The 25,916-nt window shown below is 53.8% G+C and carries 20 protein-coding genes and 1 pseudogene; 15 read left to right on the plus strand and 6 right to left on the minus strand.

What is annotated here, in order from left to right; translation table 11 throughout:
* Positions 1-26 precede the first annotated feature (26 nt).
* The 7 genes from C5Y83_RS20195 (at position 27) to C5Y83_RS20225 (ending at position 8,232) form a co-directional block, all read left to right on the plus strand.
* Complete coding sequence (locus C5Y83_RS20195; RefSeq protein WP_146117850.1) at positions 27-602, plus strand: hypothetical protein; 576 nt, start codon at positions 27-29, stop codon at positions 600-602.
* The gene (locus C5Y83_RS20200; RefSeq protein ID WP_105331550.1) at positions 599-1,456 is read left to right on the plus strand and encodes a hypothetical protein; all 858 of its coding nucleotides are present in this window, start codon (positions 599-601) and stop codon (positions 1,454-1,456) included. Before C5Y83_RS20195 ends, C5Y83_RS20200 begins: the two co-directional genes overlap by 4 nt.
* On the plus strand, positions 1,453-2,073 hold the full coding sequence (locus C5Y83_RS20205; protein WP_105331551.1) for a hypothetical protein: 621 nt from the start codon (positions 1,453-1,455) through the stop codon (positions 2,071-2,073). The genes C5Y83_RS20200 and C5Y83_RS20205 overlap by 4 nt, the downstream gene beginning before the upstream one ends.
* 14 nt (positions 2,074-2,087) lie before the next feature.
* Positions 2,088-2,888 (plus strand): hypothetical protein, encoded by an 801-nt coding sequence (locus tag C5Y83_RS20210; protein ID WP_105331552.1) that lies wholly within the window; start codon positions 2,088-2,090, stop codon positions 2,886-2,888.
* A gap of 722 nt (positions 2,889-3,610) precedes the next feature.
* Entirely contained in the window at positions 3,611-6,337 is a 2,727-nt protein-coding gene (gyrA, locus tag C5Y83_RS20215; RefSeq protein ID WP_105331931.1) for a DNA gyrase subunit A, read from the plus strand.
* 6 nt (positions 6,338-6,343) lie between these two features.
* Complete coding sequence (gene gmd / locus C5Y83_RS20220; protein WP_105331553.1) at positions 6,344-7,330, plus strand: GDP-mannose 4,6-dehydratase; 987 nt, start codon at positions 6,344-6,346, stop codon at positions 7,328-7,330.
* A complete protein-coding gene (locus C5Y83_RS20225; protein WP_105331554.1) occupies positions 7,327-8,232 on the plus strand; it encodes an NAD-dependent epimerase/dehydratase family protein in 906 nt (301 codons plus the stop codon). The genes gmd and C5Y83_RS20225 overlap by 4 nt, the downstream gene beginning before the upstream one ends.
* 3 nt (positions 8,233-8,235) lie before the next feature.
* On the opposite strand, the gene C5Y83_RS20230 is transcribed toward C5Y83_RS20225, so the two are convergent.
* The 5 genes and pseudogenes from C5Y83_RS20230 to nadA form a co-directional block, all read right to left on the minus strand.
* Positions 8,236-9,018 (minus strand): type III pantothenate kinase, encoded by a 783-nt coding sequence (locus C5Y83_RS20230; protein WP_105331555.1) that lies wholly within the window; start codon positions 9,016-9,018, stop codon positions 8,236-8,238.
* An 8-nt stretch (positions 9,019-9,026) separates the two neighbouring features.
* A pseudogene (gene obgE / locus C5Y83_RS20235) lies at positions 9,027-10,028 on the minus strand (GTPase ObgE); the annotation flags it as partial.
* A 159-nt stretch (positions 10,029-10,187) separates the two neighbouring features.
* Positions 10,188-10,442, minus strand: coding sequence for a 50S ribosomal protein L27 (rpmA, locus tag C5Y83_RS20240; RefSeq protein ID WP_105331557.1), 255 nt, complete (start codon positions 10,440-10,442; stop codon positions 10,188-10,190).
* A 113-nt stretch (positions 10,443-10,555) separates the two neighbouring features.
* The gene (locus C5Y83_RS20245) at positions 10,556-11,566 is read right to left on the minus strand and encodes a hypothetical protein (protein WP_146117851.1); all 1,011 of its coding nucleotides are present in this window, start codon (positions 11,564-11,566) and stop codon (positions 10,556-10,558) included.
* Between the two features lie 214 nt (positions 11,567-11,780).
* Positions 11,781-12,917 carry a quinolinate synthase NadA gene (gene nadA / locus C5Y83_RS20250; protein WP_105331559.1) on the minus strand — a complete coding sequence of 379 codons (1,137 nt, stop codon included), beginning with the start codon at positions 12,915-12,917 and terminating at the stop codon, positions 11,781-11,783.
* A 404-nt stretch (positions 12,918-13,321) separates the two neighbouring features.
* On the opposite strand from nadA, the gene C5Y83_RS20255 reads away from it, so the two are divergent.
* The 8 genes from C5Y83_RS20255 (at position 13,322) to C5Y83_RS20290 (ending at position 24,955) form a co-directional block, all read left to right on the plus strand.
* The gene (locus tag C5Y83_RS20255) at positions 13,322-13,801 is read left to right on the plus strand and encodes a 3-hydroxyacyl-ACP dehydratase FabZ family protein (protein ID WP_105331560.1); all 480 of its coding nucleotides are present in this window, start codon (positions 13,322-13,324) and stop codon (positions 13,799-13,801) included.
* A gap of 105 nt (positions 13,802-13,906) precedes the next feature.
* Positions 13,907-14,293 carry an acyl carrier protein gene (locus C5Y83_RS20260; RefSeq protein WP_105331561.1) on the plus strand — a complete coding sequence of 129 codons (387 nt, stop codon included), beginning with the start codon at positions 13,907-13,909 and terminating at the stop codon, positions 14,291-14,293.
* A 101-nt stretch (positions 14,294-14,394) separates the two neighbouring features.
* Complete coding sequence (locus C5Y83_RS20265; RefSeq protein WP_105331562.1) at positions 14,395-14,940, plus strand: beta-hydroxyacyl-ACP dehydratase; 546 nt, start codon at positions 14,395-14,397, stop codon at positions 14,938-14,940.
* A gap of 100 nt (positions 14,941-15,040) precedes the next feature.
* Complete coding sequence (locus C5Y83_RS20270; protein WP_105331563.1) at positions 15,041-16,330, plus strand: beta-ketoacyl-[acyl-carrier-protein] synthase family protein; 1,290 nt, start codon at positions 15,041-15,043, stop codon at positions 16,328-16,330.
* Between the two features lie 184 nt (positions 16,331-16,514).
* Complete coding sequence (locus C5Y83_RS20275; RefSeq protein ID WP_105331564.1) at positions 16,515-18,833, plus strand: DUF1592 domain-containing protein; 2,319 nt, start codon at positions 16,515-16,517, stop codon at positions 18,831-18,833.
* 15 nt (positions 18,834-18,848) lie between these two features.
* Positions 18,849-20,219 (plus strand): DUF1552 domain-containing protein, encoded by a 1,371-nt coding sequence (locus tag C5Y83_RS20280; RefSeq protein ID WP_105331565.1) that lies wholly within the window; start codon positions 18,849-18,851, stop codon positions 20,217-20,219.
* Positions 20,220-20,434: 215 nt separating this feature from the next.
* A complete protein-coding gene (locus C5Y83_RS20285) occupies positions 20,435-23,500 on the plus strand; it encodes a DUF1553 domain-containing protein (protein ID WP_158262427.1) in 3,066 nt (1,021 codons plus the stop codon).
* An 18-nt stretch (positions 23,501-23,518) separates the two neighbouring features.
* Positions 23,519-24,955: a DUF1501 domain-containing protein gene (locus tag C5Y83_RS20290; RefSeq protein ID WP_105331567.1), complete on the plus strand. Its 1,437-nt coding sequence runs from the start codon at positions 23,519-23,521 to the stop codon at positions 24,953-24,955.
* A 7-nt stretch (positions 24,956-24,962) separates the two neighbouring features.
* On the opposite strand, the gene C5Y83_RS20295 is transcribed toward C5Y83_RS20290, so the two are convergent.
* Complete coding sequence (locus C5Y83_RS20295) at positions 24,963-25,592, minus strand: pentapeptide repeat-containing protein (RefSeq protein WP_105331568.1); 630 nt, start codon at positions 25,590-25,592, stop codon at positions 24,963-24,965.
* Between the last annotated feature and the right edge of the window lie 324 nt (positions 25,593-25,916).

Consider the following 25,916-nt stretch of genomic DNA (forward strand, 5'->3'; position numbering starts at 1 on the left):
GTTTCCAGTTCCCTCTCTGGATGTTGATGTTCGTTCTACCAACGATCGCCGGGCTTTCGTTCGCAATCTACGCCAAGCATCAGCGTCAACAGGAAGCTCAGGAGGAACTCATGGCGATCCAGGCCGGCTTGGTCGAAGAACAGCACGCGATTGCGATGCAACTGGCTAATTTGACGCAAGTCCCCGATTCCATGCAGCAAAATCTGCAAAACTTCAAAAGCCCAGAGCAGGTTATTGCTAGACTTCAGAATCCGCTTGTCCCGCAGATGAACCCGAATGGGGGAGGCGGCGGATATCATGAAATCGAAGATGCTTCCGATTTCATGTTCTTCTTTGTGCAGGCCAACGACGACGACGTGCGAAAACTCTTCGCGCGAATGCAAGAGTTGTACCCTCACACAACCCGCATCACGCAGTTTCAAATCTTGAACCTACTCGCCAGATTGCCAGAGTTCGCGCCGGATCGCCTCGATGCGATCGCCGGTGAAGTCAAAGCGTTTGTTGAGCCAATTCGCGAGAGTAAGAATCAGACGTTAGCAAAGCAAGCTGAAGCGGTTTGGAAAACGTTTGACTTCGATTCCACAAGCGGGGCCCAGCCATGAGTCAATTGAAACCGAGCCGTGTCTCGAAGTGGTTGTGGGAGGGTTCGATCCTGGTGATCGTGATACTCGCAGGCGTTCTTTTTTGGCAGTATCAATCGGCTGATAAGGCGAATCGTGCCCTGTATCAGCAAAATCAACAGGTCGAACGGGCGATTGCTGAGGAGAAGGCAAAGCTTGCTTCCCTACGCAATCAGGTCACGGCGGATCTTCGCGCCGGCATTCCATTAGCGTCGGTTCATCGTCCTAGTAACTGGTCAGTCGATTCTGCCTCTCATCGTGAGATTATCTCGGCTTTGATCCAACAGTTGAAAGACGACCGCCAGCAAGTAAAAGCCCATGCGTTGGTGGCCCTACAACGACATGCCTTTAATGGAGGAGGGAAAGCACCGTTTGAACCAACGATTGTCGAGTCGGTAACGCTGTGTCTCTACAATCCGCGTCTCAAGTACTTTGCTCGAAGCGTGTTACGACAGCTTGGGACGGCCGCGAAACCTGCCGCTTCGGATATCTTGGCGACCTGTTCTGGAGAAGCCTGGTACACGGTGCGACAAGCGGTGATGGAAGCTCGGCACGCGGATCCTAATTGCGATGTAAATCCGCTGTTAGCTCGCTACATTGCCGAGGATCGTTATGGCAAAGAGACGTTCAAGAATCTCGTCGAGAACTTTCAGCCGTTCGAAGTCGTAGAAGCGTATCGTAGTGCTAAAGAAATCGCCGAGACTCGCGAGAAACAAGAGCACGTTTACCAAGTTTTAGATTACCTAACCACTCAAGCGTCGCGAGCCGGATCGTGGTCCGAGGTCGACTTACAGCGTTACCTAAAAATGAAGGAAGAAGCGAAGGGCACCAAGTGAACGAGACCAGTGAGCCGCAGCCGAACCTTTTACGCGGACAATTTCCGTTGTGGGTGCTGTTGTTCGTAGTGCCGACGGTTATTGCAATCAGTTGCGCGTTGTATCTGACATTTGATGCTCAGGCGAAAGAGCATGCCCGCCTTTTGGAAGAAGCGGCAGTCGCAAAGCAAGCGCTAGCCGCGGCGGAGAACCGACGAGACCGCCTCAATCGTCTCAACGCCTCGCTCGATATAAAGCAAGCCCAGTGGCGCTCGCCTGAAAGTATTGTGCTGATGGTGAAGGCTCGACTTCCAAGGATGCCAGGAGCACCCCCGGACTACTGGGAGCCTCTTTACCTCGTACATCCATCGATGCATTTCTATATACAAGCAACGGACGATGATCTTAAGCAGCTTGTAGCGCGTTTGATCGAAGTCTATCCAGATCTCCAACCGGAAGCGAAGTTCCGGGCCTTGGACTGTCTCGCGAAGCTTCCAAATTACTTCTTACCGCATCGAGTTGAACTTGTTCGTCCGGAGATCCAAGAATTCGCCGAACGGTTGGGCGATTCTCTCGATGCAAGATTACGGAACAAGGCAACTCAGCTATCGGCTCAGTATTCTCGGGCTGAAATGTAGTACGGGGAAAACTGATGTCGCCCTATACGAAGCGCATTCTGATGTTAATTCCGTTGGCTCTGCTTGCGGTGAGTGCCGGTTGGATTGTCTATGCAAAATACGAAGAACAACTTGTCCTTAATCGCAGCCTCAAGAAGCGGATCGCGAACACCCAGTCCCAGATCGAACAAGTCAACCAAGATGCCAAGCATTTTGAGGATGATGTTATCGCCAAAATGAAACGCAATGTGCCCGTTCATCCGGTTGGAAACTCACCCCTCAACGAGTCGACATTGAAAGAACGTGGCGTCCCGATATTACTGGAGCAGTTGCTCGACGAAAGGCAAGCAATTGCTCTTTACGCAGAACACGACCTTTTCCGGCTAAACTTCACGCAAGAGGAAACAACGCAGGTTGTCACGAAGTTAATAGACAAACTGAATGATCCCCAGCATGTCCATCACGTGACCAACGTCTTCTGGCGATTGAAAGTTGATCCGAAAGAAGTCGTTCCTAAACTGGTGGCCGCGATTGATCGAGATACGTTCGAGAATCTCCCCATCATGTCCGTAAGGATTCGGATGTTTGATCCGGAATACAATCTCCTCCCCCTGTTCATCGAAGCGCTTAAGCAACAAGACGTCGAAGGTGAAGAGTTAATCCGTCGAGGGCTGATGAGTCGGTATTTTCAACGCCACGAGTTAGAGAAAATGCTCAAGAGAGCAATCGCGGAAAGCAGTGACTTCCAAGAGGTCGCACAACTACAGCATTGGGTTGAATATGTCCAGGCAGGCCCGACCCAACAGCCATCAACCGGGCCGGTCACTTCGTACTAAACTCTTGACGATGGCAAGTGCCTGCCCCTAGCGATATGCCAGAGGGGATAGACCGTGGCCATTTTGGGAGGCTCCGGATCTCTTATGCGAGCGCTCGTCTCTAGTGTGCCGTAATAGCCTGCGGTGGTAGGAAACTCAAAGAAGACAAGCTGGTACTTTCATCTATCGGAGCGGTCGAAATGCGCTCGAGCAAATCGTAGGGCATCTCAGGATCGTAGCGATCTTCGAACCGTTCTTGTAGCGAAGCGAGCATGGCAGCGATGGCTGGTATGACAGAGCCTCAAGTCAGGCAAATTGGGAGGAATGCGAAAGAATGGTAGCAAGGTATTGAGGTCAATTCTGCATTGATTCCCATGGTTCACCACAAGCTTTGCTCAACGGCCTTTCCGCATGTAAAAAATCACTTCGTAAATTGGCAATTGCCAAGAACTTAGCACTTCTCAGAAACGGCCTTCCCCCGGTAGTTTACGGCCACTGGATTTGGTACATTACAGCGTGCAAAAAATGCGGCCTTTCACGCCTGGGAAAACGTGGTTTTTCACGGCGTTTTTGCCCCTTTTCGGCACCCTTGAACCGCTCAGAAAGAAGATAGCTCCAGGCTGGCTTGGCCTGCAGCTGACGAACACCTCCGAAAGGACGCTCACTTGGCAACGGACGGGAACAACGGAAACGGTAATGGAGCTGATGGTGGATCGCCGGAAGATCCGACTCGGCTGTTCACAATGTCGATTGAGGATGAGCTGAAGGAGAGCTACCTCACCTACGCGATGAGCGTGATCGTCAGCCGGGCTCTTCCGGACGTTCGCGACGGGCTGAAGCCTTCTCAGCGGCGAATTCTGGTCGCGATGAACGACCTGAACCTGACGCCGGGCGCCTCCCGAGTTAAGTGCGCGAAGATTAGTGGTGATACATCGGGTAACTACCACCCTCACGGTGAAAGTGTGATCTACCCGACACTCGTTCGTATGGCCCAGGAATGGAACATGCGGTACGTACTGGTCGACAAGCAGGGGAACTTCGGTTCAATCGCCGGTTTGCCTCCGGCCGCTATGCGATATACGGAAGCTCGTATGTCCAGCTTTGCTCAGCTGTTGCTGGAGGATTTGAAGCTGGACACAGTCGACTTTGTGCCGACCTACGACGAACAACGCACGGAACCAACCGTGTTGCCCAGTAAGTTCCCGAACTTGCTAGTCAATGGTGCCAACGGTATCGCCGTTGGTATGGCAACCTCCATTCCGCCAAATAACCTGCGTGAAGTTTGCCGAGCTGTGATTCAGTTGATCGACGATCCTGACACATCGCTCGATGAAATGCTGAACATCATCCAAGGTCCTGACTTCCCGACTGGCGGTATCATCTGCGGTCGGGCGGGGATTCGCCAGGGATATCGCACTGGCCGCAGCACGATTGTTGTTCGATCGCACACGACAATCGAGGAAGGGAAAAGTGGCGCCAAGATCATCATTCACGACATCCCCTATCAGCAGACACGGGATCGCGTGGAAGAGAAGATCGCGGCCCTCGTGAATGAAGGTCGTATTCAAGGTATTCGTGGCGTCAGCAACCTTTCCGACCTGCAAGAGCCGGTTCGGATTGTGATTGAGCTGAAGCGAGACGCTGATCCCGACGTGGTGTTGAATCAGCTGTACCAGTTCTCGCCGATTCAAGATACTATCTCGATTATTCTTTTGGCCCTGGTCGACGGAAAGCCGCGGACGATGTCGATCAAGGAATTGATCGAAGAGTTCATCCGTCACCGCGTCACGGTCATTCGCCGCCGGACGCAGTTTCTTTTAGCGCGTGCCCGTCAGCGGAAGCATACCGTTGAAGGTTTACTGCTTGCGTTGGCCGATATCGACGAAATCATTCGCATCATTCGTGCTTCGAAGACGCAGGCCGAAGCGAAGGTCGGTTTGATGGGCGTTGAGTGTCCTGCTTCGATGATGGCGCGGGCCCTCGGCGAGCAGGGGTTTGCGTTGTTCCAGCAGGAACGGGGCGAAGCCGACGTCTATCACCTCACTTCGGTGCAGGCGGATGCCATTCTGCGAATGACGCTTGGCCAATTGGTCAATCTCGAACAGGAACGCCTGGGTAACGAACACGCCAAGCTGCTCGAAGAGATCACCGAGTACCTTCGCATCTTGTCGGATGAAGCCAATATTCTGGCCATCATTCGCGAACAGATGGAAGAAATCGACCGTCGTTTCGGTGACGATCGCCGCACCGAGATCTCGCACGAAGAGATTGGCAACATCGATCTGGAAGACCTAATCGAAGAAGAAACGATGGTGGTCTCGATCAGCACAAAGGGGTACATCAAACGGACCCCGGCCAGCATCTACAAATCGCAACGTCGCGGTGGCAAGGGCATCAAAGGAGCCAAAAGCGAAGAAGAAGATCCGATTCGCCACTTGTTCGTCGCTTCGACACACGCCTACGTCTTGTTCTTCACGACCAAGGGCAAGGTGCTGTGGCAAAAGGTATACGACCTGCCAAACCTCAGCCGCGAAAGTCGTGGCCGTGCCGTGGTAAACTTGCTGCAGTTGGAAGCAGGCGAGCATATCGCTGACTGCCGGGCTGTGCGTGATTTCGACATGCCAGATCACTATCTGGTGATGGCAACCCGCAAAGGTTTGGTCAAGAAGACGGCGCTAGAAGCTTATAGCCGACCGAAAAAGAACGGCATCATCGCGATCAAGTTGCGCGAGGATGACGAGTTGGTCGACGTCGCGATTACCAAGCCCGGGGACGAGCTGGTTCTTTCCACCGAGCAAGGGATGGCCATTCGCTTCCGTGAAGACGATGCCCGCGCCATGGGACGCAACTCAAGCGGTGTGAAGGGGATCAACCTTTCCGCTGGCGACAACCTGGTCGGCATGGTCGTCGCTGATCCAGATGCTCAGCTGCTCACGGTTTGCGAAAATGGTTACGGCAAACGAACCAACTTCGGTCCCGGTTTGTCGGCTGAGGAAGACGATTCCTCGGCAGCTGAAGGTGCGGACGAGGGTGGCTCGGAAGAGGAAAGCTCATCCAGCGGAAATGCTCGTTATCGTACGCAAAGACGTGGCGGTAAGGGCTTGCGAGACATCAAAACGACCAAGCGGAATGGTAAGGTTGTGGCCGTAGCCCGCGTTGATGATTCGGACGAGATCTTGATGATGACCGCTCGTGGTAAGATTCAGCGAATCGCGGCCAGCGAAATCAGCATGGTCGGTCGTAACACGCAAGGTGTGCGAATCATGTCGATGGACGATAGCGACAGTCTGGCAGCCGTGGTGCGTGTGCCGAAGGAAGACACCGACGACGAAGCGGTGGAAGGTGCAACTCCAGCGCCCGCTGCTCCCGAAGGATCGGCCGCTCCACCTGAGGCGGATGAGCCTAAGGCCGATGCACCAGAGTCTCCCTCCGATGAAGACGACACCGGCGAAGACTCAGGCGAGGAGTAATTGGTGATGCGAGTCGCACTGATCACCGGTATCACCGGGCAAGACGGAGCTTACTTGGCCAAGCTGCTCCTGGACAAAGGGTACCAGGTGCACGGCATGGTCCGCCGCGGCAGTACGCTCCCTTTCGAGCGGATTGCCGATTTGACCGATTTGATCACGCTGCACCAAGGCGACTTGCTCGATCAGATGGCTCTCATTCGCCTGCTGGAAGAAGTGAAGCCGACCGAGGTGTACAACCTGGCCGCGCAGAGCTTCGTCCCTACCAGTTTCGATCAGCCGATCCTGACGGGGGAAGTCACCGCTTTGGGCATCACGCGCATCTTGGAAGCGATCCGAACGGTTGATCCGAACATTCGCTTTTACCAAGCGTCTAGTAGCGAGATGTTTGGTAAGGTTCAGGAAGAACCGCAAACCGAGAAGACACCCTTCTGGCCGCGTAGTCCGTATGGTGTATCCAAGATGTACGGCCATTGGATGACGGTGAACTATCGCGAAAGCTACAATATGTTCGCGTGCAGTGGAATTTTGTTTAATCACGAATCACCGCTACGTGGCATTGAGTTTGTCACGCGAAAGATCTCCTACGCGGTAGCGCGCATTGCCCATGGATTGCAAAAGGAACTGCGATTGGGCAATCTCGATGCCGAACGCGACTGGGGTTTTGCTGGCGACTATGTCGAAGCGATGTGGCTGATGCTGCAAGCCGAAAAGCCGGACGACTATGTTGTTGCCACTGGCAAGAAATATACCGTCCGCGAATTCGCCAAGTTGGCTTTCGATCGTGTGAATATAGACTGGGAAGAGCACGTCGTCGTCGACGAAAGGTTCTATCGCCCTGCCGATGTGAATACGCTCTGCGGCAATCCTGCGAAGGCCAAGAAGGAATTGGGCTGGCAGCCAAAGGTCTCTTTCGAGCAGCTCGTACACATGATGGTGGACGAGGACATGAAGCGGGTTAAACTCGAGTTGAAGATGAAACAGGAGCAGCCGTGAATTCCCTGATCACCGGCATTAACGGATTTGTCGGCCAACACCTTGCTTCGCATTTGAGTGATTGCGGAGACAATGTCTGGGGAACCTGCATCAGCCGTCAGCCAGCGACCGCTGACAAGTTGGCTTGGGATATCTCGCAGCCCGCTACGCCTAGTTTAATCGATGCACTCAAAGAGTTTTCACCCGATGTGATCTATCATCTTGCGGCGATCAGTCATCCCGGCAGCTGTGGAGATGACTTGCCGACCGATACCTGCCAAGCCGTGAATATCCTCGGAACTCGCCATGTTGCAGAGCTGGCGCTCGCCCTTCCTTCCGCGCCAAAGGTTGTGTTCGTGAGCAGCAGTAAGGTGTACGGCTCCCGCACGGCCGAGCACCCACTGGCAGCGGAAAGCGATCCGCCGCAACCCAAAGGGGGCTACGCCCATAGCAAGTGGGCGGCAGAAAATGTCCTCCGCGATCGTATTTGTGAAGGGCTTCAAGTACTTATCGTTCGGGCTTTCAATCACACCGGTCCCGGGCAAAGTCCGATTTACTTGGTTCCGGAATGGTGCCGGAAGGTAGCTTCAGGTGTCTCACCGCAAAAGGTTCGCTCGCTGACGACCTCTCTCGATCTGAGTGATGTCCGCGATGTCGTTCGAATCTATCGATTACTCGTTGAGAAAGACGTTTGGGGTGAGACGTTCAATGTCGGTAGCGGCACTGCTGTGACGACCGCGGACATCTGGAACGTCCTGTGCGAGATTAGTGGTAATGCGATTGAGGCTGTTGCTGAAAAGCCAGAGCCAGCACAGCAGCCGATCGCCGATGTAAACAAGCTGAAAGATGCGATTGGCGAGCTTACGCGCTTGACGCTAAAGCAGACGCTGGCCGACGTTTACCGCAGTGTAACGCCTGCGTAGTCTTTACTGCTTAGCCTGCTGGGCTGCCAAGCCGACGCCACGAAGAACTAAGTGGTCGACGGTTTGAATCTCAAGATTCATCCAAGGGGCCAGGTAGTTTACATCGCCTCCAGAAATGAATATCTGTGGTGGATTATCTGAGCCAAGTTGTTCGGAGACGCGATGAATCGTTTCTCGGACCGCTCCGACTGAGCCCCAAAACAGCCCGCTTTGCATGGCTTCCGTGGTGTTGGTGCCGATCGCTTGCGGGCAATTCTGCAGGTCGACTTCAATCTGCGGTAAGGCATCAGTTTGAGCCGCCAATGCCTTGGCCGACGTTCGCATGCCAGGCAAGATAGCTCCGCCGACAAACTTACCATCAACAGAAACCGCGTCGACCGTAATGGCAGTTCCGGCGTCGACGACAATCGCCGGTCGATCAGTCGCGCGTAAGGAATTCGCGGCCACGGCGGCAGCTAATCGGTCGGCGCCAACTTTGCCTGGCTCTGGCAATGCGATTTCAATCGGCAGTTGCTGGTAACCAAACGCCTGAAACGACGCCACGCGATGTTCGATTTTCGAGAATGCTTCGAGCGAGGCCAGGGCAGGGCGGTGAACACTAACCGCAAACCAAGGCAGTTTCTCTTCGCTGAGCCAGGCTCGCAAGCCTTTGATGTCGGTCGACGACGTTGGGTAAGAGAACGTAGAAACAGGCGGACTAGCCTCGTCGGCGCTGAACCCTTCAAATCGGCCAAAATGGACTCGTGAATTGCCGATGTCGATGGTGACGAACGATTCAAGTGACACTAAGTACCCTCCGTTTCGCGCTTGGCGGCCTCCAGTTGGGAGGCGACTTCTCGAACCAGCTGATTGAGACCCTGCCCGGTAACGGCCGAGATCAAAAACATTTCACGGCCTAGTTCCTGTTGTAACTTTGCATGAGTCTCCTCCGCCTCGGGGAGCTCAGCTTTCGTCACGCAGGCAATTTCAGGACGCGCCGCCAGCTGTGGATTATACGCTTCAAGTTCGTGTCGAATTGAACGATAGTTCTCAAGAGGATCCGAACCATCAATTGGGGCAGGTTCTACCAAGTGAACCAGCAGACCGGCTCGCTCTACGTGACGCAGGAACTCGTGTCCTAGGCCAACCCCTTCGGATGCTCCCTCGATTAGTCCTGGGATATCGGCTAACACGAACGAAGTGTCCATGTCGACTTGGACCTGTCCGAGATTTGGGAACTTTGTTGTGAACGGGTAGTCAGCGATTTCTGGACGAGCCCGCGATAGTCGCGAGAGCATCGTGCTTTTGCCCGCATTAGGCTTGCCGATCAAGCCAACATCGGCGATTGACTTCAGTTCGAGTGTCAACAGTCGCTTTTCGCCGGGATCGCCTGGTTGGCATTCGCGAGGCGCTCGATTGGTTGAGGTCTTAAAGCTCTGATTGCCACGGCCACCTTTACCGCCGCGAGCCGCAATCAGTTGGTCGCCATCTTTGGCCAAGTCCTTAAGGACGAAGTTTTCCTTCGCATCGTAAACGACTGTTCCGGGGGGAACCTTGATGACGATGTCCTCGCCTTTGCGACCAGTTCGATTGGCACCTCCCCCGTGGCCCCCGCGTTTTCCACGCCAGTGATGCTGGTGCGACAGCTGGACGAGGCTGTTCACTCCTTCTTCGGCGACGATCAAGATGCTTCCACCGTCGCCGCCATCGCCGCCGTCAGGTCCCCCTTTGGGGATGTATCGCTCTCGGCGAAAGCTGGAGCAGCCATTTCCGCCACTGCCGGCTTCAACTTCGATTTGTACGCGATCGACAAACATGTTTGCTTTGTGATGGGGAGAGTGAAGGGGATCGGCAACGCCAGCGATTCACAGGGCGAATAAAAATAGGGATGGTCGAGTCGACCATCCCTATTTGGTGTTCTACTGCTGCGAATCGTACGTCCCAGCCCTGAGAAGGGAAGGAGCGGACTCGCTAAGCTAGTTCGCTTCCGCGGTGACGATGTTTACGCGACGGCTACCTTGGTCGAACATGACGGTGCCTTCGGTGAGAGCGAACAGGGTATAATCCTTGCCCATGCCGACGTTCTTGCCCGCACGAAACTTGGTGCCCAATTGGCGAACGAGAATGCTACCAGCCTTCACTGCTTGGCCGCCGTACTTCTTAACACCACGATACTGTGGGTTAGAATCGCGACCGTTGCGGCTGGAACCTTGACCTTTCTTATGGGCCATGACATCTGCTCCTGAGGTATCTTTACGAGGCCGCAATTGAAAGATGCGGCGTTAGCTTTATTGGATCTTGATTTCCCCGGACGGGAATAAGTTGCCCAGGGAAAACTCGTTTTTTACCGGAAGATCCACTCGTAGTCAACCTGCCCCGGGGCACCGAAGCGGATTTCCCGCTCGTTTTCGTCCAAACGATCGCCTGGACGCCAGAAATTGAGTTTCAGCGTCTTTTGCTGGTACTGACGATAGGTCAGCGGGGCGGCACTGGAATCGAATTGTTCGTCCTTGTCGTTCCAGCGGAACGCATTGGTTAGGCCATCGATGTAGATGCTGAAGAAGTCGGTTTCCGGATCCACATCTTCCCACATCACGACGCCCCAGATGCTGTTGTCCTGATCCTCGCCAGTAACGGGGATATCAAAACGGCTGATTTCAACCGAGTTGTACAGCTTGCTGCCACCCGTTTCTCGCTGGGCAATGGCATCCATCGCGGCTGGAATGATGCGGTCCAAGTACTCCTTTTTTACCTTTGTGTCCTGAGCTTCGAGGACAAAGCGAGGGAAGAAGCGGATCGGGGCAGACGGCAAACCTTCAATCTGCTTCACTTCATATTTGATATTATCGAACTTGTCTTTCACCGGAACGCGGCGAAGGGGTTCGCCATGATTAGTCACCTTGTAGACCATGTACCACACGAGCTTCTTCTGAAGTTTACCACTCGGTTGGGGCACGCCCACTTCGATCATGCGGACTGGCTTGAATGCGAATTCCAGGCCCCAGACGTCACGGCGGAAGATGACTTTGCTGGCCATCGATTCCAGCGTCCGGGTGTCGGACATGAAGTTGGGCGTCCAATTTAGATTCGGAATGCCCTTCAAAATGTCTTGGTACTGCTCAGCAGGCGAAAACGTGTCCTTCGCCTCGTATTGCATCGGGATCGTGGTCAGCACCCCGTCGGCAAACTTACGATTCGGTGGGTTGGCTTGAGCGAGGCGAATCGCGTCTTGGGCAGTTTCCTGAACCTGTTCGGGAGCAGCAACTTCGGCGAGAGAAATCGACATCGCAGATGACGCGAATACAAACGTCAAAGCGAGTAGCAACCAGGAAGTGCGAATCGTGCGAAGAGTCATGCGGAAACCGCCTGCGGGTTGGAAAAGGGGCTTACCGTTCCAGCGCATAGGCACTGGCCGAATTTATCTCAAAGTCTAATATAGTTGCCCAATTTAACAAGCGTCAAGTTTTTGAGCACTTTACAGTTAGGAAGCCCGCAGAAGACCTCTTTAGGGTGGGGCGGGATGTTCGCACACTGCCCGCCTCAATGACGCATTGCTCTGTCTTTTTCGGTTATGCCGAAACTTCCAGCATCCGTTCGAGGGCAACCCGCGACCACTTGGCGGTTTCCTCGTCGACATGGATTTCGTTGACGGGAGTGCCAGCGGCCAGATTTTCCAGGGACCAACAAAGATGAGCCAAGTCGATGCGGTACATCGTGGCGCACATGCAAACCACCGGTGAGAGAAAGTGGATTTCTTGCTCTGGATGTTCCTTCTTAAGTCGATTCACCAAATGGAGTTCCGTTCCAATTGCCCACTGGGTACCGGCCGGGCTATTGCGAACTGTTTCGATGATCTTACCAGTCGATCCCGAGACATCGGCGATCTCGTTCACTTCTCGCATGCACTCAGGGTGGACGAGAATCTTGATTCCAGGGTGATTTTGCCGAAATGCTTCCACATGCTCCTTCTTGAACATCTGGTGCACGCTGCAATGGCCCTGCCACAGAATTACTTTGCTATCAACGAGTTGCGCCTCTGTGCTGCCACCTAGATCGCCAGCGTAAGGGTTCCAGACCGGCATTTGTTGTTCCGTAATTCCCATGGTCAACGCCGTGTTGCGTCCTAGGTGCTGGTCAGGGAAGAAGAGGACGCGACTGGTTCGGTTGAACGCCCATTTCAAGGCTTTATCAGCGTTACTTGAGGTACAAACGATGCCGCCATGCTTGCCCACAAATGCTTTCAGGCTGGCGGCGGAGTTGATATAGGTGACCGGCGTAATATCGTTGGTGTCGATCACTTCCCCGAGATCGTCCCAGGCGTTCTCTACCTGCTCGATCGCGGCCATATCAGCCATTGAACAACCTGCGGCCATGTCAGGCAGGATTACCGTGACTCGCTGACCCTCTCGCTCGGCAACCTTCTCGGGACGATTTGCCAGGATATCGGCGGTTTCGGCCATGAAATGGACGCCACAGAACGCGATGAACCGGCAGTCGCTGCTTTCAGCTGCCAATTTGCTCAATTGATAGCTATCACCGCGCAGGTCAGACAGTTCGATTACCTCGTCCTGTTGGTAGTGATGTCCCAGGATCAGCAATTTGCTGCCCAAATCCTCGCGGACTTTCTGGATGCGTTGATGGAGTTCTTCGTTCGAAAGGGACCGATAAGGGGCAAAATCGTACGATCCCAAGGAAACGGTCGACATGATGGATTCTCGCGGATAGCTGCCAAACCGGCGAATGGTCGGTTGCTTTTAGGAAGCAATGTGACGACAAGGGGTTAGGCAAAAAGGTTCTGTCGCCACGTGACCTTATTATAGGCATCTGGAGGCGACTTCCGTACCCACTAAGATCTAGTCCACGCTGGTAGTTGCTAAACGTTTTCGCTGGAAGAGCCGCTTTGATAGGGAAGTGATCTTCCGTAAGTGGCGTTATTTGCTTAGGTTAGCGGCAACACACAAGTCACTAAGACCTTAGGATAATCCCGATTTGGCCGGCTTGTTGTGAACTTGTGAGGGTGAGATTGGCTGGGTATACTGCTAAGCTTTAATTTCCCGGCGGAAGGTCCCTAAGGACATTGGCAAAACATCGGAATCGCTAGTGAGCTGAGATGAAGTTCTGTCTGATCGATCAAATCTCGGAGATTCATCCTGGCGAGCGGATTTCAGCGGTCAAATGCTTGAGCCTTGCCGAAGAGTATCTTCAGGATCACTTTCCACGGTTTCCCGTCATGCCTGGCGTATTGATGTTGGAAGCCATGACACAGACCGGTGCCTGGCTCGTTCGTGTCACCAACAACTTTAGCCACAGCCTGACCGTGCTGAAAGAAGCACGCAACGTCAAGTATGGCAACTTTGTCGAACCAGGAGAAATCCTGATCGTCAAAGCCGAACTGCTGAAAACCGACGGCAACCTGGCTTCGCTGAAAGTATCAGGCGAAGTGAATGGAAACGTTGCAGTCAGTTCTCGCATCGTACTGGAAAGTTACAACTCGTCTGGTACCGACCAGCCGAACACCACGGATCAATGTGCGATCCGCCAACTCAAACAACAATACGATCTGCTGTGCCGCCAGAATTCGTCGGTGTAGACAATCGTTACCCAAGTCGCAGCGTGCGGCATCCCTGAGTCGCTTAGGGCCAACGTTTTTCAGCTAGATAAGCCAGTCTTTTCCCAAGTCGGAGAGAAATCAATTATGGCACCCTCGGATGACGAAGTTTTTGAAAAGGTCCGCGAAGCCTTGGTAGACGCTTTGGGCGTCGACGAGGAAGAAGTGGTACCAGAGGCGACCATGGTGGGCGATCTAGGTGCCGAATCGATCGACTTCTTGGACATCGTGTTCCGCCTGGAGAAGGCGTTTGGTATCACCATTCCGCGTGATGAGCTGTTCCCGGAAGACATTCTGACCAACGCCGAATACGTTCAGAACGGTAAGGTCACTCCAGAAGGTCTGACCGAGTTGAAGAAGCGGATGCCGTTTGCTGATCTGAGCAAGTTTGAAGCGAATCCAGTCGTTTCCGATTTTGGCAATCTGCTGACCGTCAACGACATGTGCAGCTACGTTAAGTCGAAGCTGGCCTAGTTTTTACAAGGCAAACAGTGCAATCAATCGGTCCGCCCGTCTTTGGTGCGGACCGTGTTGCGTAACAGGCCAAAGATTAAGAGGCGAAGGAAGCTGCTGAAATGCGCTGGTTTTGGATCGACAAATTCATTGAGTTCGAGAGCGGCAAATCCGCTAAGTCGGTCAAGTGCATTTCGTTGGCTGAAGACCACCTGCACGATCACTTCCGCTACCTTCCGGTCATGCCGCATTCGCTGGTGATCGAAGGAATTGCTCAGACCGGTGGTGTTCTCGCAGGCGAGGTCTATGACTTCCGCGAACGGGTTGTCTTGGCCAAGGTTGCCAAGGCGACGTTCCACGGTACCGCCCATCCTGGCGACCGTCTGACTTACACTGCCGTGATGAACGACATTCGCGAAAACGGAGCGTACGTTTCGGCCACTAGCCACATTGGCGACAAGCTACATGCGGAAGTCGAGCTGTTCTTTGCTCACTTGAGCGACAAGGGAGAGCAACGCGAGTTGTTCTATCCGGCCGACTTCCTCTCGATGCTCCGGTTGATGGGGCTGTATGAAGTTGGGAAAGCGAAAGATGGCTCTCCGCTTCAGCCTCCCGATTACATGGTTCAGGCAGAAATCGAGTTGGCCAAAACCCCTTCGGTTTCGTGAGTTTTGCCGCCTGCGATGGGCGGAATAGAATTTAAGTGTAGCCAGTCAGGCGGGCAACTTCTGTCCCGTCGGCAGCGATTGAACGCGGAGAGAATCTTCTATGACGAGGCGAGTCGTTGTCACCGGTGTCGGCATGGTCAATCCCATGGGGCACGATGTGGAAACGGTCTGGAAAGGCCTAAAAGAAGGTGCCTCTGGCGTCGGTTACACGACCGTCTTCGATGCATCCAATTTCCCCACTAAGATCTCGGCTGAGGTCAAGGACTGGGACGTCACCAAGTGTGGCGAGAAGATCGCTGATTGGGAGAAAGCGGGTCGACATACACGCTTTGCCATCGGTGCTGCCAAGCAAGCCGTAGAATCTTCCGGCGTGCTCGATGCGATCAAAGATCCTACGCGCTTTGGTGTTTACCTGGGATGCGGAGAAGGGGATCAAGATTTCCATACGTTCACCAATATGGTGGTCGCGGCGATCAGCAGCAAAGAAACCGATTGGGACAAAGCCGCGTTCATTCGCAAAGGTTTGGCTACGCTCGATCCACGTCGCGAAATGGAACAAGATCCAAGTATGCCATGCGGTCACTTGGCTTCGTTGTTCAACGCTCAAGGGCCTAACCTCAATTGCTTAACCGCTTGTGCTGCTTCAAGTCAGGCGATTGGTGAAGCTCGCGAATTGATACGCCGCGGCACCGTCGACGTGATGCTCTCTGGTGGGGCTCACTCAATGATCCATCCCTTCGGCGTGACCGGCTTCAATCTGCTGACCGCGTTGTCCACGCGTAACGACGAGCCTACCAGGGCATCGCGTCCGTTCGACCGTGAACGCGATGGCTTTGTGCTCGGTGAAGGTGCTTCGATGGTCGTTCTCGAAGAGTTGGAGCACGCCAAAGCCCGCGGCGCCCAGATCTTTGGCGAGATTATCGGTTATGGCACGACGGCGGATGCTTTCCGCATTACCGACACCCACCCAGAAGGTCGTGGCGGTATCGCCTGCATGAAGATGGCGATGCAAGATGCTGGGATTACGCCAGAGCAAGTTAACTATGTCAACGCTCACGGTACCAGCACCACGGTTAACGATAAGGTCGAAACCCTTTGCTGCCATGAAGCATTCGGCGAACTTGCCAAGAAGATTCCGGTTTCTAGCACGAAGAGCATGATGGGACACCTGATTGCCGCCGCTGGAGTGACCGAAGCGATAGTCTGCTTATTGGCCATCCGCGATAAGGTTTTGCCGCCGACAATCAACTACGAAAATCCAGACGACAATTGCGATCTGGATTACATCCCGAACGAAGCCCGCGAAGCAAAATGCGATATCGCATTAAACAACAGCTTTGGCTTCGGCGGTCAGAATATCACGCTCGCTCTTAGTCGTTTCAACGGCTAAGACTGCGGTAAATAGTTGCTTTGAGGGGTGTTGCCCTGTTTCGTGGGCGACACCCTTTGCCTTGCGCCCGTTACGGCGTCATTTTGATGGACGCAAACGGGCGCCGTTTCTATAATCAACTACTGATCCTTCCCTTAATCCCGCCTTTATCTCTCGAATTCTTCCCCATCAGGACTCCCGACCGATGTTGTGGTTTCTGCGTGGACGCTTGTGTCGCGTTGCGCTTTCATTCCTGGTCCCTCTTGCTTGCGCGTTGTGGACGTTGCCTGCGCGAGCGGCAGACCGTACCGAGCTGGACCGGGCCTATCACGGGAAGATTGTTCCATTTCTCAAGACCTACTGCATCGACTGCCACTCCAGCGATTCCCCTGAAGCAGGGCTCGACCTGACAAAGTTCCGCAACTTTGACGAGGTCACCACGGTGGGTCGTAAGAAGTGGACTTCTGTGCTGGACATGTTGGTCAACGGAAGCATGCCCCCAGAAGATTCCGACCAACCAACGGCCGAGGAGTTACGAGCCGCGTTAACGTGGACGCAGGACGCCCTCTCAAGCATTGATTGCGACAGACCGATTAATCCTGGTCGAGAAACGATTCGCCGTCTCAATCGTGTTGAGTACGAGAACACCATTCGAGATCTGATGGGCATCGCCTATCAAGCGACCGAAACGTTGCCCGCTGATGACGTCGGCTACGGCTTTGATAACATCGGCGATGTCCTTTCGACGTCACCTTTGCTGTTTGAAAAGTTCTATGAAGCTGCGGACGAGATTGCCTCGCAGGCGATCGTGGTCGATGAGACTTCGCTAATTCCTCGTCGCGACCTTCCACTGGCCAAGTTCAATCTGAAGCATGGCAAGGCCTCCGGGAGCCAGTTGTCGTTCGCCTCAAACAACACGGGACGGTTCGATGTCGAGCTCGAACCTGGTCGCTACAGGTTGGCCGTTTACGCATTCGCCAGTCAGTCTGGCGACGAGCCCGCCAAGATGAGCGTTCAATTGGGTGGCAAGGAAAAGGAGACCTTCAGCGTCCGCAATACCTCGGCAATCGATAGTCCGTTTGAAATCACGGCGCGATTCCCACGGGGCAAGCAAACGGTTGAAGTCGCCTTTCTGAACGATCATTACGATCCTGGCAGTGCAGATCCAAATCGACGCGATCGTAATTTGTTCATCAACAAGATCGTCCTAATAGGTCCTGATCACAATCTCGGTGATCGCTATCCCGATGCCCACAAACGCATTATTTTCGTCCGGCCTGGCGAGAAGGGATTGGACGAACTTCAAGCCGCTCAGCAAGTAATCGCTCGTTTCGCCTCACGTGCATTTCGGCGCCCAGTGACCAACGGCGAGATGGAGCGTTTGATGATCCTATACGGCATGGCCAAAGAAGATGGACTCAACTTTGAGGGTTCAATCCGTGAGGTTGTTGTCGGGATCCTTTGCTCACCCCACTTCTTATTCAAAGTGGAAGCTGGGCAAACGGAAGGCGAAAGCTACACCCTCAGCGACTATGAACTCGCCACGCGGCTAAGTTACTTCCTCTGGAGCACGATGCCCGATGAAGAGTTGTTGGAGCATGCCTGGAAAGGAACACTGCGACAAAACCTAGATGCTCAAGTGACGCGCATGCTGGCCAATCCGAAAGCAATCGCGCTGACCAAGAACTTTGCCGGTCAGTGGCTGGAAATGCGGAAGCTGGAAACGGTGCAGCCTGATCGCCGAAAGTTTCGTGATTACAACCCGAAACTGGCCGAAGACATGCGAACCGAAACCGAGCGATTTTTTCAGTCGATTGTCGAGGAAGATCGTAGCGTTCTCGATTTGATTTCAGCCGATTACTCGTTCCTCAATGAGCGTTTGGCAAAGCATTATGGTATCGACGGAGTTTATGGTGAGGAGTTCCGTAAAGTCCCGCTCAAAGATCCAAACCGCGGCGGCATTTTGACCCAGGCCAGTGTGCTGACGGTCACCTCTAATCCAACGCGAACCAGCCCGGTGAAGCGTGGTAAGTGGATCCTCGACAACGTGCTGGGGACGCCACCGCCCGATCCACCGGCCAACGTGCCCACGTTGGAATCACAGAAGAAGTTAAGTGGCTCTTTGCGTCAACGTATGAAAGAGCATCGCGAGAACGCTGCTTGTGCTTCGTGCCATGCTCGAATGGACCCGATCGGATTTGCTCTGGAAAACTACGATGCGATCGGCAAGTGGCGGACCAAGGATGAAGGATTCCAGATCGACGCCAGTGGCGAGTTGCCCAGTGGAACGAAGTTTGACGGAGCTGGCGGGCTCAAGAAGATTTTGCTCGATGAACGCAAAGATGAATTCATCCACAACCTGATTTCCAAGACGATGACATATGCCTTGGGACGAGGTGTTGAATATTACGACGAGTGTGCAATCCGGCAGGTTCAAGCCGAGATGGCCAAGCATGACTTTCACTACTCCTCAATGATCCACGCGATCGTTCACAGTCCATCGTTTCAGAAACGTGGCGGATAAATAGAGGGAACGAATATGTCGCAGACACCTAATTCGACGACCATGCTCAGCCGACGAACGATCTTGCGAGGCATGGGAACTGCCTTGGCATTACCTTGGCTGGAAAGCATCTGTCCAGTTGCGCGCGCTGCCGGAACCGATTCACCTGCCGCGAAACCTCCGGTGCGGATGGGATTCTTTTACGTGCCCAACGGGATGCACATGGCCGATTGGACGCCGAAAGGGGAAGGGGAGCTGAAAGAGCTTTCGCCTACGTTGTCGCAATTGTCCAAGCATCGTTCCGAGATCATGCCCTTATCGGGCTTAGAGCTTCATAACGGTTGGGCATTGGGAGATGGTGGCGGCGATCACGCCCGTAGTGTGGCATCATTCTTGACGGGTGCGCACCCCAACAAGACCGACGGAGCCGATATCCGCAATGGCGTATCGGTCGATCAGTTCGCCGCATCACAGCTTTCGCACTTAACGCGATTCCCATCGCTGGAGTTAGGACTCGAGCCGTCTGCCCAGTCGGGCAACTGTGACTCGGGCTATAGCTGCGTCTATTCTTCAAACGTCAGCTGGCGGAACGATACAAACTTCGTCAACAAAGAGGTCAATCCGCAGGCCTTATTCGATCGGCTATTTGGCAACGGCAATAGCGCAGAAGAAGCCGAGAACAAAGCCCTCCGTAATCGCCGAAAGAAGAGTGTGCTCGATTTCGTACTGAACGATGCCAAGCGTCTTCAAGATACGATGGGAAGTGTCGATCGCCGGAAGATGGACGAGTACCTGCACAGCGTCCGGGACGTCGAGCGTCGCGTCGCCCACGCAATCAAGCTGGAAGGGAAAGAGATCGAGGCTCCTGACTATGCTCGTCCTGAAGGCGTCCCCGCTGAATTCCAGGAGCATGCTCGTTTGATGATGGATATGCTGGTCCTGGCTTTCCAAACTGATGCGACACGCATTGCGACCTTCATGATGACGAACGCCGGCAGCAACCGCCCTTATCCGCAGGTCGAAGTCAGCGATGGTCACCACGACCTGTCGCATCATCAAAACGATGGGGAGAAGCAAAAGAAGATTGCTAAGATCAACCGCTTCCACATCCAGCAGTTCGACTACCTGCTAACCAAGATGCGGGAAGTGAAGGAAGGGGAAGGGACGTTACTGGACAACTGCATGCTGATGTACGGTAGCGGCTTGTCCGACGGTAATCGCCACAACCACGACGATCTCCCAATCGTGCTCGCGGGACGGGCTGGCGGCGCGTTTAAGCCAGGGCGTCATCTTCGCTATGCCGACAAGACGCCACTTTGCAATCTGTACGTCAGCATGTTGGAGGTTATGGGGATCAACGCTGACAACTTCAGTGACTCCAACGGGCGGCTGACGAACCTGGGTTAAGTCCCGCTGTAGTCGAGAGATGGATCACTTTGGCCGTTTAATCGTTGCGACCCGCTTAGGTGGTCCGGTTTGGCTGGTTCTGCTGGGCTGCGCTTGGACCAATTTCCCCCTCGGCGTATATGATGGAGGAAGGCGTTTCCCTTTCTTTCATCAGGTATCCGGTGCACTCTCGGCAGCATTTCTTCGTTCGAGCTAGTCTCCTATTGGTTTGCCTTGTGGCGGCTATTTGGACCGGTCGCGCGTGCGCAGACGAAGGAAAGATCGATTTCGCCCGTGATGTACAACCTATTCTGGCTCGTAACTGCTACCAGTGCCATGGTCCGGATGCAGCGACTCGGAAAGGGGATGTTCGCTTTGATCGTCAGGAGGATGTCCTGCTACAGATCGAGTCTGGTAAACCAGACCAGAGCGAGTTATATCGCAGGCTTGTCGCGAGTGATCCCGAGATTCATATGCCTCCACCGGCTTCGGAGAAGCAGCCGACCCTCAAAGAGATCGCAACCTTAAAGCGTTGGATTGAAGAAGGGGCCCAGTGGGAAGGGTTGTGGTCGCTCAAACCGCTGCAAAGTGGCAACCTTCCAACTGTAAATGACGAAGCATGGGTAAAGACGCCAATCGACCGATTTGTACTTGCCAAACTTGAGCAGAACGGTCTTCACCCCACGTCGCCCGCGACCAAACACGAGTGGCTCCGCCGCGTCACGTTTGACCTGACCGGCTTGCCGCCAACCTTGCCGGAGATCGAAGCTTACCTCGCCGACGATTCACCGGAAGCAGACGCGAAGGTCATCGACCGTTTGCTCGCGTCACCGGCCTACGGCGAGAACTTCGCGCGGAAGTGGCTCGACTTAGCTCGTTACGCCGACACCCATGGTTACAGCATCGACGGACATCGCGATGTTTGGCGTTACCGCGATTGGGTGATCGACGCGCTCAATCGAAATATCTCCTTCTCTGACTTCGTTACGCATCAGCTTGCCGGCGATCTGATCGAAAACCCGACCATCGACAGCATGACAGCCACCGGGTTTCATCGCAACGCACCGGTGAATGACGAAATGGGAGCGATCGCCGAGGAGTATCGTCATGCTTATGTCGTCGATCGAGTGAACACAACCGGAACAGTTTTCCTTGGGATGACTTTGGCGTGCGCTCAATGTCACGACCATAAGTATGATCCCATTTCGCAAAAAGACTTTTACCGGATGGCCGCCTTCTTCGACAACATTGATGAAAAGGGGCTGGACGGGAAGTTCGGCAACGCTGCGCCACTGTTCAAAAGCCCGCTCCCCGAACAGCAGCGTGAACTCGACAAGATTCAGCAGCAAATCGATTCGTATGAGAATTCAATGCATCAGGCGATCGAGCAGTCGCGACATAAGCTTTCGCAATGGGAAGCGGAAGCAATGCAAGGTCATCAGATGCTGACGATTTCCAGTAGTCAACTGATCGAGAAGCTTAATTTCGATCGGCTGCCAATCGAATCAAAAGTAGTATCGTTAGAGCGTGCCGAGGGTGAGCCACTGCTCGTCGCTGGGCTCTATGGTGAGGCATTGCTCTTCGATGGTAAGACCCATTTGCAGTTAACGCGCGACATCGATCGAACGCTGTCTGTGAGTGTGTGGATTTACCCCACCATCAACAGTCAGGCCATGTTGTATTACTGGCACGCGAGCGATGGCGAGACGGTCGAACTCTCGCAGAAGGGAACGAAGTTTACGCTGTCGCAGATTTCCACGGTTGGTGAAGTCACAAAGTGGGAAACGGAGGCTGAGGGCTGGGAAACCAATGAGTGGCAGCATTTGGCGTGGTCGATCGATCTGCCGCAGCCAGGTAAGACAGATCTATGGGTACGTGGAAAGCGATTAACGTGGAGCGAGCCAACAAGCGAGCGGCAAGAGGCAGAACTCAGCGGTGAGACCGCCCCCCAGCGCAGTGAAACCATCTTAAAGCTTCGCGGACTGGTGGATGAGTTACGTCTTGACCAACGTCGACTTTCGGAACATGACGTCGCCGTGCTCCAAGGTGGCAATCCAGTTCAAGAGATCCTGGCGATCTCGCCTGATGAGCGAACCGCGCAGGAGCGTGACTTGCTCCTTCGTTACTTTGTCCGCAAGAAGCTGGATTGCTTTTCAAAACTAGAACGACAGAAGCAACTCGCCGAAGACCAACTGAGTGGACTTCGGGCACAATTCCCTGAGACGATGGTCATGCGTGAACGAGCCACTCCGCGTACGACGCATGTGCGTATTCGCGGACAATGGGATCAACTGGGCGAAGAGGTTTCGCCCGGTGTTCCCTCGCAACTGTTCCCTCATTCGTCTAAAAATGCGAGTAATCGATTGGCTTTGGCACGTTGGCTAACCGATGACGAGAGTCCTTTGCCTCATCGAGTCTGGGTGAACCGAGCCTGGCAGCATTTCTTTGGAACAGGCATCGTGAAAACGGTTGACGATTTTGGAACGCGTGGCGATCTGCCAAGCCATCCGAGATTGTTCGATTACCTGGCAACGCAGCTTGCCGAAGAAGGGGATATGAAGGCGATTCATCGCTTGATTGTCTCAAGTGCGACCTACCGCCAGTCGAGCCGTACCGGAGCGGACGCCTACCAACAGGATCCTGAGAATCGCCTGCTGGCACGTGGTCCTCGCTTGCGATTAGCTGCCGAGGAGATTCGCGATCAAGCACTCGTTACAAGCGGGTTGCTGGTAGACGAGATCGGCGGACGGAGTGTGAAACCCTATCAACCACCCGGCTTATGGGAAGAGATTTCAATCGGTGACGACGAGTTCTCGGCTCAAAAGTTCGTGCAGGATCACGGGGATCGGCTGTACCGCAGAAGTTTATACACCTACTGGAAACGATCAAGTCCGCCGCCCAACATGACCGCTTTTGATGCACCTAATCGTGAAGTATGTGTCGCTCAGCGAAGTCAAACCAATACGCCCTTGCAAGCCCTCGTGCTATTGAACGACGTAACGTTTGTCGAGGCGGCGAAGATGTTGGCGGCTGATGTTTGGACCAGGCATCAAGGTCATGTTGAAGATGCCATTGATGAAGCGTTTCTGAGAATCGTCTCTCGGCCAATTACTGATGACGAGCAAGCGTTACTCTGCGAACTGTTCCAACAAGAGCTTGCTCGGTATCAAGCGGATGCAGAGGGAACGCGAGCACTACTTTCCACAGGTGAGGCAAAGGTGGAACCAGATGCCGAACTAGCCGCAATGACGATTGTGTGCCACGCGATGTTTAACCTTGATGAGGCGATCACGACGCCCTAAAGCGGATCCGCAAAAACTATGCCCAACGAACTGAAACAATTTGCCGACCACCAAACACGACGATCCTTTCTAGGTTCGGCCGGGGTGGCCGTGGGAGCATTGTCATTGCATTCGTTGTTGGCCAATACCGAAGCGGCGAATGAGCCATCGTTGCCACACTTTTCGCCGAAGGTTAAGCGGATCATCTATCTCTGTCAGTCCGGGGCTCCTTCGCAGCACGATTTGTTTGACTACAAGCCGGCCCTGCTCGCACGTCAGGGGGAAGAATTGCCTGAGTCGATTCGCATGGGGCAACGCCTTACGACGATGACAGCCGATCAGGATTCCTTGCCACTGACGCCTAGCCCTTACGCGTTTTCGCAACATGGCGGGGCGGGAATGTGGTTTAGCGAGTTGGTTCCGCACCAGGCGAAGATCGCCGATCAAATGTGTCAGATTCGTTCGATGCATACTGACGCGATCAATCACGATCCTGGCATGACTATGTTATTCACCGGACACCAGTTGCCCGGCCGCCCTAGCCTGGGCAGTTGGTTGAGCTATGGTCTGGGAAGTGAAAACGAAGAACTGCCAACCTTTGTGGTTTTGGTGTCTCAGGGAAGTGCCAAGCTAAGTCAGCAGCCGATTTTTGATCGTTTATGGTCGAGTGGATTCTTGCCGTCACGCTTCCAGGGCGTTCGATTCCGTGGCAACGGTGAGCCCGTTCTGTATTTGAATAATCCGGCTGGCGTTTCCTTGGATGATCGACGACGCGTGCTTGATGTGTTGGCAAAGCTGAACCTGCGACAAGCCGAGCAGGTTGGTGATCCAGAAATTGAGACGCGGGTGGCGCAATACGAAATGGCGTATCGGATGCAGATGTCGATTCCGAACTTAACCGACTTCTCGGATGAGCCGGAATCAGTATTTACGGCTTACGGTGAAGACGCGCGGAAGCCAGGCAGCTATGCCGCGAACTGCTTATTGGCTCGACGTCTCGCAGAAAGAGGCGTGCGGTATATACAGCTGTTCCACCGCGGCTGGGATCAGCATCGTAGTCTCACAACGCAGTTGCCGCTTCAGTGCCGGGATACCGACCAAGCGTCCGCGGCATTGGTCAGTGACCTCGCACGACTTGGTTTGCTGGAAGATACGCTTGTCGTTTGGGGTGGCGAGTTTGGCCGTACAGCCTATGCGCAGGGGGACTTAGTATCCGGTAATTACGGACGGGATCATCACGGTCGCTGCTTCACCATGTGGCTATCCGGTGGTGGCGTTAAAGGCGGTCATGTGCATGGAGTGACCGATGAGTTGGGATACAACATCTCAGAAGATCCAGTCCATGTTCACGACTTGAATGCAACGCTACTGCATCTGCTGGGAATCGATCACAAGAAGTTTACGTACCGCTTCCAGAGCCGCGATAATCGGTTGACTGATATTCACGGCAAGGTTGTCGATGCAATTCTGACCTAGGCCACTATCAAGCCCACACCATCCACCAAGGTCGTTTCACTACATGCGGCTTCGGCTTAAACGGCTTGTGCTTGGCACATGCGTTAATAGCCCGCTCGACGTACGTTCCTTCCAGGATCGCATCAGTCATGGTGGCATCTGTGAAGTTCGCTTCGTCAACCTTTGCCCGCGATAAATTAGCCCGGGTTAGGTTCGAACCACGTAGATCGCATCGAGTGAGGTTGGCATCTTTCAAATCGCATTGCAGATCGCACATGCTGATATCCGCCTCAACAAGCCGAGCTCCGGTCAAATCACAATTATGCAACTTGGCGTAGCGCAGATTTGCGTTGCTAAGGTTTGTCTTGACGAAAGTCGACTCATTCAAGATCGCATCGGTCATCACTGCGCGGGTCAAATTCGCACCGTCGAAACAGGCGTGTTTGACACTGGCACCCATGAACGTCGCGCCTTCTAAGTTAGATTTCTCGAATGATACTTCATCAAGGTTGTCGCTATCAAAAACACAATTGCGAAGTACCATCCGAGACAGATCGGCACCTGCTAGGTTTTTGCCGACTAGCTTCACGCCAGCCAGCGACTCTGCATCAATCTCGAAAAGCACCTCTCCTGTGTTCCGATGCTTAATCTGAATCATGGCGTCACTCCCAAGGATAATTTACTGGCCAAGAATGGGGGTGGTCCGTCGCGGGAAAGTCCAGCAACGGCTATGGGACGCCTCGACAATATGTTCCGTAGACGAAGAACCGTCTGACATTTCGTCGGAGGGCTCTTCAGATTGAACCGAAAAGGGGCGGGAGAGTTTCCGTGCAGGTGACAAATTTTTCTCCTGCACTTTTTGACACTCTAACTGATAAGTGAGTTCGGCTCAAATGTCAAAACATGAAGACTCGTGAATTCTTTTGTAAAAAGTTAGATAGTATGCTTATGGTTAGCAGTACAGCATTGCACTGCATTTCCC

It is taken from the genome of Blastopirellula marina, from assembly GCF_002967765.1.
Taxonomy (GTDB): Bacteria; Planctomycetota; Planctomycetia; order Pirellulales; family Pirellulaceae; genus Bremerella; species Bremerella marina_A.